We start from the raw sequence: 14,768 nt of genomic DNA on the forward strand, positions 1-14,768 counted from the left end.
TCAGTCCCTTTAGGGCTGAGTTACTGACCGCAATTCCTGAAAAAACTTACTTCTCTATTATTAACAGATATGTCGCGGTTGGCTGTTGCCTGTTAGCATTTGCCGATTATTTTTTACCTTGACGCGGAAAGGGGGCATCTACAAAACCTAATTCAAATAATTGTTGGTATGCTTTTGTGCCTAATTCTCTGGTGGGGTTTTGACTTTTAATGATTTGCACTAGCAAAGGGATGGCTAATTCTGGCTGATTTTGCGCTCTATGTACTAAGGCTAACTGATAGGTGGCTTCATCTCGCTTTTGGGCAGTTGCTAAAGCATTCTTGCGGTGGGAATCGGCAGCACGAATGTCAATACCTGCAAAACTAGAATTTAGGTCTTGATAAAAGCTTGATAATTGATTATAAACTTGGCGGGCTTCTTGGAGTTTTTTGGCAGCCAGAGGGTAATCTTGACTAGCAACTGCTTGGGCTGATTCTTTGATCAAGCGATCGCCTCCCTCTATACTTAAAAGATTATTACTTATTCCTGTGGGGCTGAGGGTATTAGGCTGATCTGTATTAATAGGTTTTGGTTGTTCCGTAGGTTTGATTTGATTAGCGGGTTTGGCTTGATTAACAGGATTTGATAACTTTTTCCCCTGAGCATAAGCAGGTGACAGCAGACCCAAAACTGCTATGAGTGATAAAAATGTGAAGCGAATTAAGGGAGCAGCATTCATGAGTTTAATTAGTGCAATAATTCTATAGAAAAAGTTGGGAAACCTTGTGTATCTTAACTCTCTTTGTCCTAGAGATAAAGTCAGTCACGCGATAACCATTCAAAAAGCAGAAGAAAAAATCCCCCAACTAACGCTAGAGGATATATTCTCCATACTTTGTGTTAGTCGGCAGTTACCTATTTTAAAGTTCCCAAAACAGGAGTTAACTGAGTTGCTGGAATCTGCGGATTTAATAATCCACTAGCATAAACACGAGGATTGGTTTGGGAAATAATCGTATAAGATTGGCGAACATGAGCATTGACAGCTACAGTTTTCGCATCATACATTTGCATGGCTACTTTGGGGTAGAAACCAATGCCAATAATCAGCACCAGAAAACAGGCAGCAATAAACACTTCACGGGGTCTGGCATCAGTATATACCGTTTCCGTTGGTAAAAGGCAATCTGTACCAAAACAAGCCGTTCCTTCGTCTTCTTGATTTTCCAACCCAGCATTGTTAATATCGCAGATCAGTGCCGCACCAGAACCGTAAAATACTTGACGCAGCATAGAAAGGAGATAAATAGGTGTGAGAATAACTCCCACAGCCGCTAGGAAAACTGTAACGGTGCAGAATGTGGAAGTATAAACATCGCTAGTAGTTATCCCGACAAACACCGAAAGTTCACCGACAAAGCCACTCATTCCCGGTAAAGCCAAAGATGCCATTGCCCCCATTGTAAATAGAGCAAATACCTTTGGCATAGCTTGACCAATCCCACCCATTTCTAACATGACCATTGTGCGGGAACGGTCATAAGTTACACCAGCCAAAAAGAATAACACGGAAGCAATTAAACCATGGGAGATCATTTGCAACATTGCCCCGTTGATACCCAAATCGGTGAAAGAGGCAATTCCTATTAATACAAAACCCATGTGGGAAATGGACGAATAAGCCAAACGTCGTTTCATATTCGTTTGGGCAAAGGAATTTAACGCACCATAGATAATATTGACAACACCGAGAATGACGAGAACGGGGGCAAAGTAAAAATGAGCATCGGCAAGTAGGTCAAGATTCAGGCGAATTAGTCCATATCCACCCATTTTCAACAACACACCCGCCAAAATCATGGATACGGGAGAAGATGCTTCACCGTGGGCATCAGGTAGCCAAGTATGCAAGGGGAAAATCGCCAATTTTACGCCAAAGGCAATTAACAACCCAGCATATAGTAGCAGTTGCAGAGTGAGGGGATATTCTTTTTGTGCGAGTTCTGCAATATCAAAAGTGACATTTCCGCCGCCATATAGCCCCATTGCTAGGGCTGCCACCAAGATAAATATAGAAGCTGCTGCGGTATAAAGTAAGAATTTTGTAGCTGCGTAGCGTCGTCGTTGTCCACCCCAAATACAAACTAGTAAATATACGGGGATTAATTCGACTTCCCACATAATGAAAAATAACAGCAAGTCTTGGGCAACAAATACCCCAACCTGTGCAGAATACAACACAAGCATGAGAAAATAGAACAGCTTTGGTCTGCGGTCAACTTGCCAAGCTGAAAAAATCGCCAGTGTGGTCACAAATCCCGCCAAAAGTACCAGTGGGGCGGAAATCCCATCCACAGAAACTGCCCAGTTTAGTCCTATCTGAGGCATCCAGACATAATTTTCTACCAGTTGAAAACCCGCATTACTAGCATCGTAATGTTTCCAAAAGGCATAACACATCAAAATAAAGTCAGCAATACCTACGCCCAGTGCATACCATCTGACAAGTTTGCCGTCTTTATCAGGCAATACAGGAATGACAAAGGATGCTAAAAGTGGAAATAGGACAATTGCGGTAAGCCAGGGAAATTGAGCCGCTATCATGTCAATAGGAAAAAATACTTATTGGTTAATTTTGCTATTGTACTAAACTTTTTAACAATTTCTTTATAAGTTTTTACCCCAGGTTAGCATAAAGGAATATATACATAAATATATCTTATGCTGAGGATTGAGTAGATGAGAAAACGTCTTTATCTGTCTAATGATATAAATTCGCTCTGCTTTTAAGTGAAAAATTTTAGGCTTTTGCTGAGGATAAATGTGATAAAATTGGTTAATAGTTGACAAATGACAACCGACTAATAACAACTAACAAATGAACGATTTTTGGAATACGATTCTAGAGTTTGCAGAAACCACTACTATCAGAGTGGGAAAACAATTAATGCAGGATTTTGGTAAAGTCCAAGCTTCACAAAAAGCTGATGGTAGCTTGGTAACAAAATCAGATAAATGGGCAGATCAAGAAATTCGAGATGCTATTGTTTCTACTTTCTCCGGTTACGGCATTTTGAGCGAAGAAAGTAATCAAACTTTTCCGAATGCAGAATGGTGTTGGGTAATTGATCCTTTGGATGGTACAACCAACTTTACCAGAGGAATTCCGATTTGGTCTATTTCTCTGGGGTTACTTTATCGAGGAACGCCCATTTTTGGTTATGTTTACGCGCCACCATTAAATCAAGCCTTTCACGGATTTTGGGCGGGTTCATCAGGCTTAACAACGCCAACGGGAGCATTTTTAAATAATCATCCCATTCATACCAGTAAAGATGCTCCCAGCAAAAACCACTTTTTTAACCTTTGTTCTCGCAGTACCGACATTATTCAACCGGGTTTCCCCTGTAAAATTCGGATGTTAGGAGTTGCTAGTTATAACTTTCTTTCCGTCGCAACTGGTGCGGTTTTGGGGGGAATTGAAGCCACACCCAAGGTATGGGATATTGCTGGCGCTTGGGTCATTGTCCAAGCTGCGGGTGGGACGTGGGTATCGCTCAATTCTGAGTCTTTTCCATTATCGCCGGGAATGGATTATAGCGATCGCTCTTTTCCCACAATGGTTGTGAGTAATTCCGATATAGTTCCGATATTTACACCATTTCTAGAAAGTGCAAAACTTTAACAACTAACAACTGACAACTGACAACTGAAAAAATTATGAAAGGACTTTGGCTAGAAAATAATCAATTACAATTACGCACCAATATTCCTATTCCTGAACCACTACCAGGAGAGGCTTTGGTGCGGGTTTTGCGGGCGGGAATTTGTAATACTGACCTAGAATTAATTAAAGGTTATTATCCTTATACTGGCATTATCGGCCATGAATTTGTTGGTGTTGTTGAACAAGGTCCCAAACAGTTAATTAATCAAAGAGTGGTTGGTGAAATTAACGCTGCTTGTGGTGATTGTCGTTTTTGTCGGCGGGGACAACCAACACATTGCGAAAATCGGACAGTTTTAGGAATTGTTAACCGTCATGGTGCATTTGCAGAATATCTATCTTTACCTATTGAGAATTTGCATCTTGTTCCTGAAAATGTCTCTACAGCAGCCGCAACTTTTACTGAACCCATAGCCGCAGCTTTGGAAATTCAACAACAAATACAAATATGTAAAGATGACCGAGTATTAGTAGTTGGAGATGGTAAACTGGGACAATTAATAGCCCAAACTTTAGCCTTAACAGGTTGTGAATTATTAGTAGTTGGAAGACATAAAGATAAATTAGTAAATTTAGCAGCGAAAGGAATTAAAACTGGTTTCGCTGATAGCGTCACTGATAGATACTTTGATATCTCTGTTGATTGTACAGGAAATCCTGAAGGTTTTAATATTGCTCGTCGGGCTTTACGTCCTCGTGGTATATTAATCTTAAAAAGCACCTATGCGGGAAATCTCAGTTTAGATGCTTCTGCTTTAGTGGTAGATGAAATCACTCTCATTGGTTCTCGTTGTGGTCCCTTTGTTCCAGCATTGGAATTGTTAGCGACGGGAAAGATAGATGTTCAATCTTTAATTGATAGTCATTATCCACTTTCTCAAGGTTTAGCAGCTTTTGAGAAAGCCAAAACTAAAGGAGTTTTAAAAGTGTTGTTAGAAATGAGTTTGTAATTATTTGTCAGAATCAGGATTTACAGGATTAAAGGATTTGCAGGATGTTAGTTTGCATTTAAAGATAACCGACTTCTGATATAATTGATATTGATAAATGAAAAGATGTAGAAAATAAGTTAGGTATCTCACAACTCAGAATATTCAGAATTCAAATGTAAAATGTGTGTAATCAAAATGAATAAATTATCAATAGATAATCCTGTAAATCCTTTAATCCTGTAAATCCTGATATGGCTACGCCACGCTACGCTATCAGACATTAATCAGGTAGAGACATTAAACATCTCTACCAAAATTTATCAACCTCTAAACTTTCAACGCCTTTTCAGCTTGGAAATGCAGCAATAACCCATATTCCAAACCTTCAACCACAGCTTGATAAGAAGCCTCCAAAATATTGCTAGAAACTCCTACAGTAGTCCAGCGTTGTTGACCATTACCTGATTCTACCAAAGCGCGAGTTTTAGCAGATGTTCCCGTATTTCCATTGAGAATTCTCACCTTATAATCAGTCAATTCAAAATCAGCAATTTGGGGATAAAAATTCACTAAAGCCTTCCGCAAAGCGGCATCCAAAGCGGCTACTGGTCCATTACCTTCTGCGGCTTCGAGAATATTTTTACCATTAACAGCAACTTTCACCGTTGCTAAAGAATTAGTAGATTCCTTCATTTCCACCAAATCACAATGGACTTGAAAACCTTGAACTTCAAAAAACTGCTGACGACAGGATAAAGCCTCATACATCAAAAGAATAAAACTAGCTTCTGCGGCTTCAAATTGATAGCCTTGACTTTCCAATTCCTTCATGCGGTGAAGAATTTGTCTAGCTTGGGGATGATCCTTATCTAATTCAATCCCACAACTGCGAGCTTTAGCTAAGACATTACTTAAACCAGACTGTTCAGAAATGACAATCCGGCGGTGATTTCCGACCAATTCCGGTTGAATATGTTCATAGGTTAAAGGATTCCGTGCCACCGCAGAGACATGAATTCCCCCTTTATGAGCAAAAGCCGAAAGTCCCACAAAAGGTGCGTGTTCGTCAGGTGCGAGATTAACAACTTCACTGACAAACCGACTAGCTTCTGTAAGCTGATTTAGCTGGTGTTCACCGATACAACTATAACCCAGCTTTAGCTGTAAATTGGGAATCACAGAACACAGATTTGCATTACCGCAACGTTCCCCATAACCGTTAATTGTTCCTTGTACCATTCTAGCTCCAGCCATAACTGCCACTAAGGCATTCGCCACCGCCATTTCTGAATCATTATGAGTATGTATTCCTATTTGGGGAATTTTTTCTTGACAACTAACCCCTTCGGGGTTCGTCAGTCGCTCATGGGGGAAACCCCCAAGACCGCGCTGACTCACAACTGACAACTGACCACTGACAACTGACACAATTTGCGAAACTTCATGAGGTAAAGTCCCACCATTGGTATCACATAAAACTAACCATTCTGCACCTGCTGTGACTGCTGCTGTCAACGTCTGTAAAGCATAATCAGGATTTTGCTTATAACCATCAAACCAATGTTCAGCATCGTAAATTACTCGCCGTCCTTGAGAACGCAAATACTCGATTGTGTCCCCAATCATGGCTAGATTTTCCGCCAGACTGGTCTTGAGTCCGGCTGTAACGTGCAAATCCCAAGATTTACCAAAAATTGTCACCCAGCGCGTATCTGCCGCCAAAATCGCTTGGAGCATGGGTTCATCTACTGCTTTGGTGTGAGGACGACGGGTGGAACAAAAAGGGACAACTTCTGCTTGTTTGAGGGGATTTGCTTGAAGTTGCTCGAAGAATTGGACATCTTTGGGATTTGCTCCCGGCCAACCACCTTCAATAAAGGGTATACCCAATTCATCAAGTTTGTGAGCAATGCGTAACTTATCTTCTATAGACACTGACAGTCCTTCTCGTTGAGTTCCGTCGCGGAGAGTAGTGTCATAGATCCAAAGTTGATTTGAGGGAGTTGTGGTCATAAAAATTGGGTGAACCGTTGGTTCAACACTGACACCTGAGAGACAAATTTGCGGCGATGTGCCAATATACAACAAAACGCTATTTCGGTAATTTCAATATCCCTCAGTTGGTAAGGCCAAGTAAATTAATTGAGTGTAAAGAAGAGGCTGGGGATAAGGTACACAGAGATGATCAACTGTCGAGGTATTGGCACTTATGGTACTTATGCGGTTACAGTAGAAAGTGAGGTGTCCGCAGTGAGTTAGCCTAAGCAAACACAGCGATAGCGAAGCACAATCTAGGAATCGCTTCCTCCCCATTCTCCTACAAACGGCCTGGGTTTAACTTGCCAAATTCAGGTTTTAGGTGATGTCAAAGTAACTAAATTTTATGGGTTTTGGGGTCAAGGTTCTCAATTAGTTTAGATACCAGAAGGTTAACAAGGAGAGAAACAAGATGGGTAGATGGACACCCTTGATTTTAATGGCTGGCGGCGTAGCAATTTTGCTAGGTACGTTACTGGGAATTAATTTTCCTATGGGCGGACAACAAACTGCTAATGTTCCCCAAGGACGCAAAGAATCTAGCGTTCTTCCCGCTAATATTAATGTTAATAGTGCTGCGAATGGGAATGATTCGGAAAATACTAGTAGTAATGAGTCAGAAACTTCCAGCGGAAACAATTCTAATTCTGCCAGTGAAAGCCCTCGGAATACCCGTGTAGCTCAAAGTAATGCTTCTACAGAGACTACCAACAATTCTGCTAATACTACACAAGAAACAAGTGATAGTAATAAAAGTTCCAGTTCTACAAATGATAGTTCCAGTTCTCTCAATGAAACTTCTACTACAGAACGTAATTCAAATTCTGGTAGTAATACCAATCAAAACAAAGCACCAATTCGGGCTTTGTGGTAACTAGGGAAAAATTTAGTTAGAGGTCAAAGGTCAAAATTAAAAAACTCATGACCAATGACCAATTTCCACCCCCTCTGAGTCATTTATGAGTTATTAGTTATTTACTAATAACTAATTGACTAATGACTAATGACTAATGATGTTTTAATTATTGGTGGTGGTATTATCGGGTTGGCTTGCGGTGTTGAACTCAAATTACGGGGTGCAAATGTAACTGTAATTTGCCGTGATTTTACTGCCGCAGCCAGCCATGCAGCAGCGGGAATGTTAGCGCCTGATGCGGAAAATATTACTAATGAGGCGATGTTGTCTTTATGTCGGCGATCGCGTAATTTATATTTAGACTGGACGGAAAAATTAACAAAATTAACCGCCACAAAAGATTTAAACAATACAGGTTATTGGCCTTGCGGTATCCTCGCACCATTGTATCAACAACCTGAAAACCGGGAACACAAAAACGCTAACTGGTTAGATAAAAATACGATTAACCAATATCAAACAGGTTTGGGTGCAGATGTGGTTGGTGGCTGGTGGTATCCTGAAGATGGGCAAGTTGATAACAGGGCTTTAATGAAAGTTCTGCGAACTGCGGCTACCTCTTTGGGTGTTGTTTTCCAAGATGGAATTACCGTAGAAGCGATTTCTCAACAACAGGGAAAAGTTATTGGTGTACAAACTAATACTGGGTTACTTCGCGCTGATCATTATCTTTTAACTGCTGGTGCTTGGACGAATCAATTATTACCTTTACCAGTGCGTCCCCGCAAAGGACAAATGTTGAGTGTGCGAGTCCCGGACTTTGTGACTGAATTACCTTTAACCAGGGTGTTGTTTGGTGAAAATATTTATATTGTTCCCCGCCGCAATCGCTCTATCATTATTGGTGCAACTAGCGAAGATGTAGGATTTACTGCGAATAATACCCCTGGGGGCATTCAAAGTTTATTACAATCAGCTATACGACTATATCCCCAACTAGAGAATTATCCTCTACAAGAACTTTGGTGGGGATTTCGTCCCGCTACTCCCGATGACTTCCCTATTTTGGGTCATAGTTATTGTAGTAACTTAACCTTGGCTACTGGTCATCACCGCAATGGTATTTTACTTGCACCAATTACAGCCACATTAATTGCTGATTTGATTTGTGAACAAAAAGCAGATCCTCTTTTAGCTAATTTTCATTATTCTCGCTTTTCTACTGTGTCATCTACTACTACACCAATGTTAATTCACGCGACTCCTGCCACTAACGGACACCGTAACCCAGAAATATCAGATTTAATTGTTCCCGATTCACCCTTAATTATTGCCGGCAAAAGCTTCAAATCTCGGTTAATGACGGGAACCGGTAAATATCGCAATATCCGAGAAATGCAGCAAAGTGTCGCTGCTAGTGGTTGTCAAATTGTCACGGTAGCTGTGCGACGGGTACAAACCAACGCCCCAGGACATGAAGGTTTAGCAGAGGCACTAGATTGGAGTAAAATCTGGATGTTACCCAATACCGCTGGTTGTCAAACCGCAGAGGAAGCGGTGCGAGTGGCACGGTTGGGACGAGAAATGGCCAAGTTATTAGGACAGGAAGATAATAATTTTGTCAAGTTAGAAGTGATACCTGATGCCAAGTATTTATTACCTGATCCCATTGGCACTTTGCAAGCTGCGGAACAGTTGGTAAAAGAAGGTTTTGCTGTATTGCCTTATATTAATGCTGATCCCATGTTAGCCAAGCGACTAGAAGAAGTGGGTTGTGCCACGGTTATGCCTTTGGCTGCCCCTATTGGTTCAGGACAAGGACTGCAAACAACTGCCAATATTCAGATTATTATTGAAAATGCCCATATTCCCGTAGTGGTAGATGCCGGCATTGGTGCGCCCTCTGAGGCTGCTGAGGCGATGGAATTGGGGGCGGATGCGTTATTGATTAATAGTGCGATCGCCCTGGCTGAGAATGCCCCAGCAATGGCTTATGCGATGAATTTAGCAACGGTAGCCGGTCGCATGGCTTATTTGGCGGGAAGGATGCCCATGAAGGATTACGCTAGTGCTAGTTCACCTTTGACGGGGACTATTACGGGCTAATTTGTATTTACTTAGATCCCCGACTTCTTGAAGAAGTCGGGGATCTGATTTTCTTCTAAAACCTGACTTTTATATTTGATCAGATCACCAGAATCTTTGCCATTTTGTTGTTTAAGACGTTTCTTGAGCTTAATTTCTATAGAACTATTAATATCAGGTGTGGGATTTCTATTTAATACAATACGTGCATAAATTTTGAATTCTTTTATTTCAGTCATCAGTTTATTTATAGATGAATTTATTTGTGCAATTGCTTTTTTTAAATCATGTCCTTTTAATTATCAGTTCTACAATATCACTGCAGTCAGGTGAAGTAGAATAGCACAAAGTAATACATGAATTGTCTATTTTGTCAAGATACCGCAGATTGCAGATTAATGAGGTACAGGATCTAAATTCAAAGCCAGACAGCAAGCCAGTTTTACTCCTGACTCCTGACTTCTTTAGATTCATGTAATTATTTTTTTATTTTTATGAGAGTGCTGTAAAATTTATTTAACATTAAGTAAAGAAAGATAATAAGGAATCACTTCATGCCTTACACAAACGAAGAGGGTGGTCTTCTCAATAACTTTGCTAAAGAACCCAAGCTTTATCAAGCTGAACCACCAACAAACTCCCAAAAGCGTACTTATATTATCTTAGGAATTGCAGCGATGCTTTTAATTGGAGGGGTAATTTTTGTCGCTTTCACTGTCTCTAATGTTAGCTAATTGGAAAACTGCCCTTTAATAGCCTTTCCTGATTTCAGGTTCTTATTTTGATCAAGAGCCTGATTTTTTGCTAGAATAAAAAAATGCAAGTATAATTATCGTCTTTTTTTGATATTCTAGCCCATAAAACTTGATTCATCCTGAAAAAGAGAGCATCTCCGTGAAAATCCAAATTATGAGATGTGACATTAATATTTAATTTATTCAGTCAGGATGTATACAGAAAATAGGGCTAAAACTCAACTAAATACAAGCGTGAATGAAACTGTACATACAGAAAACATTAGTTTGAATCGGCAAGTATATCAACGCCTAAAACTTGCTCTGAGTCTGGGTTTACGTAGACAAATCCTATTTGCTATATGTGATAATTTACATTTAAGAAATCGGATAGCAGCGCGGTTACACTCCACTTTAGCTTATCCAGTGGGTAAGGTCATATATCAGCGAGCTAATGTGGGAGATTTTAGCACGCCAGCTTATCCGCGATTAGTCACTCTGCGTTTAAATTTAAGTGATCCTAATCCTATAGCGCAAATCAATGAATGGTTAGCTAATTATCCACCCCCGATGGTGGGAGGATCAACAGATAATCCTGGCCGTCCCTTACCAATGCCGGGATTTCAGATTGTCGGGGTAGAAATGCTGACTAAAGAACCAGTAGCAGTACAACGTTTATTTTTGAATTATCTCCGGTTAGGTGAACAGCATTTATCAAGTCAGGAATTTAGTCACTTTGTAGAATCTAGTCTTTTATTTTGGGTTTCTCGTCCTTGGTTGTCTGCGATTCAGCAATCAGCAGCAAAATTTTGGCATTGTCGAACCGGCGTATTTGTATTTGCAGGAGAACCGACACCAACTATAGATAATAGAGGTTATCCAGAAAAATTTGCAGATTCCTATAATTTAGGTCAAGAAAATTTAGAGCATTTAGTTGTTAATGAAGAGGAAGTTTCTCAAGACATCAAACAAACAAATAAGTTTGATTTGTCTTTAACTTCAACCACAGATTTAACACAAATACCAGATGAATTTCCGGTTCAATCTCCTCAAATAACAACTCATCAGCATTTTCCTTCCTTATCTCATATTAACCAGGAGTTGCAAGGATTAATTAAGGCAACAATAAATGCTGATGATAGTGATCAAATTCAACAAATACTCTGGGAAATTGAACAGTTACATATTCAAACAGCTAAGGGAGAAGAGTTAGGGATAGCTTATCAGAATCTTGGTAATTTCTATCGGTTGCAGATTGAGCAAGGACAAGCAACTGTGGAAAATTTGATGATAGCAATTCTAGCTTATCAGGAAGCAGTTAATTATGATGAAAGTTCTCCACAACTTCCAGATATTTTGAATGATTTGGGGACACTTTACTGGATGTTGCACCGCATCCCTGATAATTCTGAAGAAGCAAAAATTTATATTCAACAAGGGGTAGACTTTTATAAATTAGCACTCAAGATAATTACAGGTGATACTCAGCCAGAAACTTATACGCGGATTCAAAATAACCTGGGTACTGCCTATGGTGACTTAGCGAAATTTGCTGAACCTGTAGAAAATTGGCAGTTCGCAGTTATTGCTTATGATGAAGCCATTCGTTACCGACAAGAAGAAATAGAACCTTTAAAATATGCTGCTTGTCAGAACAATTTAGGTACAGCTTATTGGCATCTAGGGCAGTACGATCAACCTGTAGAAAATCTCACCAAAGCGATTTCTGCTTATAAGTTAGCAGTCGTTCACTATCAACAGACAAATGATCCCCTAAAATATGCGATGATTCAAAATAATATGGGTACGGCTTATTGGAATCTTTCCCAATATGAACAACCAATAGAAAATCTCCAGTTAGCAATTCAGGTTTATAATGAAGCCCTAAAATATCGAACATCTGTGGATGTTCCTCAATCCTATGCTGCTACTCAAAATAATCTGGGTATCGCTTACTGGCATCTAGCAAATCAGCCACAAACAACAAAAGAAGATCAACAAAAATTCGTAAAATTATGTATTAATGCTTATGAAGAAGCTGTGAATACGGCTCACTTACTTAGTAGTCTACCTTTAAGTTTTGATTTATGGATGACACACAATAATTTAGGATTAGCTCATTATTATTTAGTGATAAATTTGTCTTTTAATGGGGATAAAAAAATGCTTTCTCAACAGTTAGAAGCCGCTTTAGAAAATCATTTACAAGCGTTAAGTGGATTTGATAGACAAACAGAAAATTATCAAACAACAATCAGCTATATTATTAGCACAATTCGGGCTTTTCACAATGAGTTAGGAATTCAAGGACAAAATTTAGCTTTATCTAAGCTTCCAGGACATTTATTGCCAAATGTCTTACCTAAGTTGTAATTTGGTAATTGGTAATTGGTAATTGGTAATTGGTAATATGAAAGAAACAGTTTTAGGGGTTCGCAATCTACAAGTTGAATTTATCAGTGACAGCAGTAAAGTAAAAGCTATTGATGATATTAGTTTTCAGCTACATCAGGGTGAGACTTTAGGAATAGTGGGAGAGTCGGGAAGTGGAAAGTCGGTTACGGCTTTAGCAATCATGGGTTTGTTGCAATATCCAGGAAAAGTGAGTGGAGGGGAAATTTTCTTTTCTCGGACAAGTGGACAACCGCTGGATTTATTAGCATTATCACCTCAAGAAATGCAGCTTTATCGAGGTGGTGATATTGCGATGATTTTTCAAGAACCAATGAGTTCTTTAAATCCGGTTTATACTATCGGGTTTCAGTTGCAAGAAGCTATTATGCGACATCAGAATGTAAATGCAATTGAAGCGAAAAGAATTGCGATCGCGGGTTTACAAGAAGTTAAACTTTTAGCTAGTGATGAACAAATTGAAGAACAGTATCTTGATCATAATTTATCTGCATCAGGTAGCTTTAAATTAGCACAGTTGGTGAAAGAACACAAAGAAGCCATGTTGGAAAGATATCCCCATGAGCTATCTGGAGGACAATTGCAACGAGTTATGATTGCCATGGCTATCTCTTGCAATCCATCTGTATTAATTGCTGATGAACCGACTACAGCTTTAGATGTGACTGTGCAAGCGACAATTCTAGCATTGTTATATGAACTGCAACAAAGTCGCAATATGGCAATGATTTTTATTAGCCATGATTTGGGGTTAATTGCGGAAATTACTGACCAAGTAGCAGTGATGTATAAAGGTAAAATTGTCGAATATGGTGCAGCAGCACAAATTTTTAACAATCCCCATCATCCTTATACGAAAGGACTTGTAGCTTGTCGTCCTAGCTTGAACCGTCGTCCCCACAAACTGCTGACTGTTTCTGACTACATGAGTGTGACAGAAGATGAATTTGGAAAAGTGACAATTCAGAGTAAAGAACCTGCACAACCAGCAGAAACTACTAGGGACGAGACTAACACAAGATTAGCAAAGATTAGTTCACAGTCACCTCTGTTGACCGTTAGTAACTTGGAAGTCGGTTTTCCAGTCCGGGGAGTATTTGGCAGCACAAAACGTTACCATAAGGCTGTAAATGGGGTTTCCTTTGATGTTTTTCCGGGAGAAACCTTGGGATTGGTGGGAGAATCTGGTTGCGGTAAAACTACTTTAGGTAGAACATTGCTGCGATTAATCGAACCGATGAGCGGTAAAATATTATTTAATGGACAGGATATTACTCACTTGACTGGGAAAACTTTGCAGCACTTACGACGGGAAATGCAAATTATTTTCCAAAATCCTTTTAGTTCCCTCAACCCCCGGATTAAGATTGGGGAAGCGATTGTAGAACCGCTGTTAATTCATGGTGTCGGTAAGTCGAAACAACAGCGACAAGCTAGGGTAGTGGAACTGTTGGAACGGGTGGGTTTAAGTGCAGATGATATGAAAAAATATCCTCATCAGTTTTCCGGTGGTCAGCGTCAACGGGTTTGTATTGCTCGCGCTTTGGCTTTAAATCCTAAGTTTATTATTTGTGATGAATCAGTTTCAGCTTTAGACGTATCTGTGCAAGCGCAAGTTTTAAATTTATTGAAAGAATTACAAGAGAAGTTGAAACTAACTTACATTTTTATTTCCCATGATTTAAGTGTAGTCAAATTTTTGAGCGATCGCATTTTAGTGATGAATCAAGGGAAAATAGTGGAATCAGGGACATCTGACAGTATTTACTTAGAACCAAAAGAAGAATATACACAAAAATTAATTGCTGCAATTCCTACAGGTAGTCCAGAAAGGATCAGAAATAGAATCGGATAATGTCAGATTTAGATCCCCGACTTCTCCAAGAAGTCGGGGATCTTATTGATTGTAATAAGCTAAACAAATAGCAATTTCTGAACGAACCTGAGAAACCCGTTCTAAATCATTTATAAATTGCTCAGTTCCCACTTGATAATTCATGATGATT

Annotated in this window: 11 protein-coding genes and 1 pseudogene; 8 read left to right on the forward strand and 4 right to left on the reverse strand. The window is 39.6% G+C overall.

What is annotated here, in order from left to right; all coding sequences use genetic code 11:
• Window positions 1–106: 106 nt before the first annotated feature.
• Window positions 107–727 (reverse strand): hypothetical protein, encoded by a 621-nt coding sequence (locus tag FJR06_RS08875; protein WP_041458583.1) that lies wholly within the window; start codon window positions 725–727, stop codon window positions 107–109.
• Window positions 728–894: 167 nt separating this feature from the next.
• On the reverse strand, window positions 895–2,583 hold the full coding sequence (locus tag FJR06_RS08880; RefSeq protein WP_015083322.1) for an NAD(P)H-quinone oxidoreductase subunit 4: 1,689 nt from the start codon (window positions 2,581–2,583) through the stop codon (window positions 895–897).
• 274 nt (window positions 2,584–2,857) lie between these two features.
• Between FJR06_RS08880 and FJR06_RS08885 the strand changes: the two genes are divergently transcribed.
• Together FJR06_RS08885 and FJR06_RS08890 are read left to right on the forward strand one after the other, a co-directional pair.
• Window positions 2,858–3,664 carry an inositol monophosphatase family protein gene (locus FJR06_RS08885; protein ID WP_015083321.1) on the forward strand — a complete coding sequence of 269 codons (807 nt, stop codon included), beginning with the start codon at window positions 2,858–2,860 and terminating at the stop codon, window positions 3,662–3,664.
• Between the two features lie 35 nt (window positions 3,665–3,699).
• A complete protein-coding gene (locus tag FJR06_RS08890; protein WP_168631889.1) occupies window positions 3,700–4,656 on the forward strand; it encodes an alcohol dehydrogenase catalytic domain-containing protein in 957 nt (318 codons plus the stop codon).
• Window positions 4,657–4,965: 309 nt separating this feature from the next.
• Here FJR06_RS08890 and cimA read toward each other — a convergent pair whose 3' ends face one another.
• Complete coding sequence (cimA, locus tag FJR06_RS08895; protein WP_168651267.1) at window positions 4,966–6,651, reverse strand: citramalate synthase; 1,686 nt, start codon at window positions 6,649–6,651, stop codon at window positions 4,966–4,968.
• A 165-nt stretch (window positions 6,652–6,816) separates the two neighbouring features.
• On the opposite strand from cimA, the pseudogene FJR06_RS24310 reads away from it, so the two are divergent.
• The 3 genes and pseudogenes from FJR06_RS24310 to thiO all read left to right on the forward strand — a co-directional run.
• A pseudogene (locus tag FJR06_RS24310) lies at window positions 6,817–7,056 on the forward strand ((2Fe-2S)-binding protein); the annotation flags it as partial.
• 31 nt (window positions 7,057–7,087) lie between these two features.
• Entirely contained in the window at window positions 7,088–7,549 is a 462-nt protein-coding gene (locus FJR06_RS08905) for a hypothetical protein (RefSeq protein WP_015083318.1), read from the forward strand.
• Window positions 7,550–7,678: 129 nt separating this feature from the next.
• Entirely contained in the window at window positions 7,679–9,637 is a 1,959-nt protein-coding gene (gene thiO / locus FJR06_RS08910) for a glycine oxidase ThiO (protein WP_168651268.1), read from the forward strand.
• A gap of 11 nt (window positions 9,638–9,648) precedes the next feature.
• Here thiO and FJR06_RS08915 read toward each other — a convergent pair whose 3' ends face one another.
• Window positions 9,649–9,855 carry a hypothetical protein gene (locus FJR06_RS08915; protein ID WP_174783443.1) on the reverse strand — a complete coding sequence of 69 codons (207 nt, stop codon included), beginning with the start codon at window positions 9,853–9,855 and terminating at the stop codon, window positions 9,649–9,651.
• Window positions 9,856–10,170: 315 nt separating this feature from the next.
• On the opposite strand from FJR06_RS08915, the gene psb34 reads away from it, so the two are divergent.
• The 3 genes from psb34 to FJR06_RS08930 all read left to right on the forward strand — a co-directional run bounded on the left by psb34 (window position 10,171) and on the right by FJR06_RS08930 (window position 14,617).
• A complete protein-coding gene (psb34, locus tag FJR06_RS08920) occupies window positions 10,171–10,350 on the forward strand; it encodes a photosystem II assembly protein Psb34 (protein ID WP_168631883.1) in 180 nt (59 codons plus the stop codon).
• A gap of 213 nt (window positions 10,351–10,563) precedes the next feature.
• Entirely contained in the window at window positions 10,564–12,723 is a 2,160-nt protein-coding gene (locus tag FJR06_RS08925; RefSeq protein WP_168651269.1) for a tetratricopeptide repeat protein, read from the forward strand.
• A gap of 37 nt (window positions 12,724–12,760) precedes the next feature.
• Complete coding sequence (locus FJR06_RS08930) at window positions 12,761–14,617, forward strand: ABC transporter ATP-binding protein (RefSeq protein WP_168651270.1); 1,857 nt, start codon at window positions 12,761–12,763, stop codon at window positions 14,615–14,617.
• Window positions 14,618–14,768: the final 151 nt, after the last annotated feature.

Origin of the sequence: Dolichospermum sp. UHCC 0352, from assembly GCF_009711925.1 — a bacterium.
Classification (GTDB): domain Bacteria; phylum Cyanobacteriota; class Cyanobacteriia; order Cyanobacteriales; family Nostocaceae; genus Dolichospermum; species Dolichospermum lemmermannii.

Coding starts and splice junctions, on each gene's coding strand:
- thiO (WP_168651268.1), top strand. CDS start 7,679: ATGACTAATGATGTTTTAATTATTGGTGGTGGTATTATCGGGTTGGCT.
- FJR06_RS08885 (WP_015083321.1), top strand. CDS start 2,858: ATGAACGATTTTTGGAATACGATTCTAGAGTTTGCAGAAACCACTACT.
- FJR06_RS08880 (WP_015083322.1), bottom strand. CDS start 2,583: ATGATAGCGGCTCAATTTCCCTGGCTTACCGCAATTGTCCTATTTCCA.
- FJR06_RS08915 (WP_174783443.1), bottom strand. CDS start 9,855: ATGACTGAAATAAAAGAATTCAAAATTTATGCACGTATTGTATTAAAT.
- FJR06_RS08905 (WP_015083318.1), top strand. CDS start 7,088: ATGGGTAGATGGACACCCTTGATTTTAATGGCTGGCGGCGTAGCAATT.
- FJR06_RS08925 (WP_168651269.1), top strand. CDS start 10,564: ATGTATACAGAAAATAGGGCTAAAACTCAACTAAATACAAGCGTGAAT.
- cimA (WP_168651267.1), bottom strand. CDS start 6,651: ATGACCACAACTCCCTCAAATCAACTTTGGATCTATGACACTACTCTC.
- FJR06_RS08890 (WP_168631889.1), top strand. CDS start 3,700: ATGAAAGGACTTTGGCTAGAAAATAATCAATTACAATTACGCACCAAT.
- FJR06_RS08930 (WP_168651270.1), top strand. CDS start 12,761: ATGAAAGAAACAGTTTTAGGGGTTCGCAATCTACAAGTTGAATTTATC.
- psb34 (WP_168631883.1), top strand. CDS start 10,171: ATGCCTTACACAAACGAAGAGGGTGGTCTTCTCAATAACTTTGCTAAA.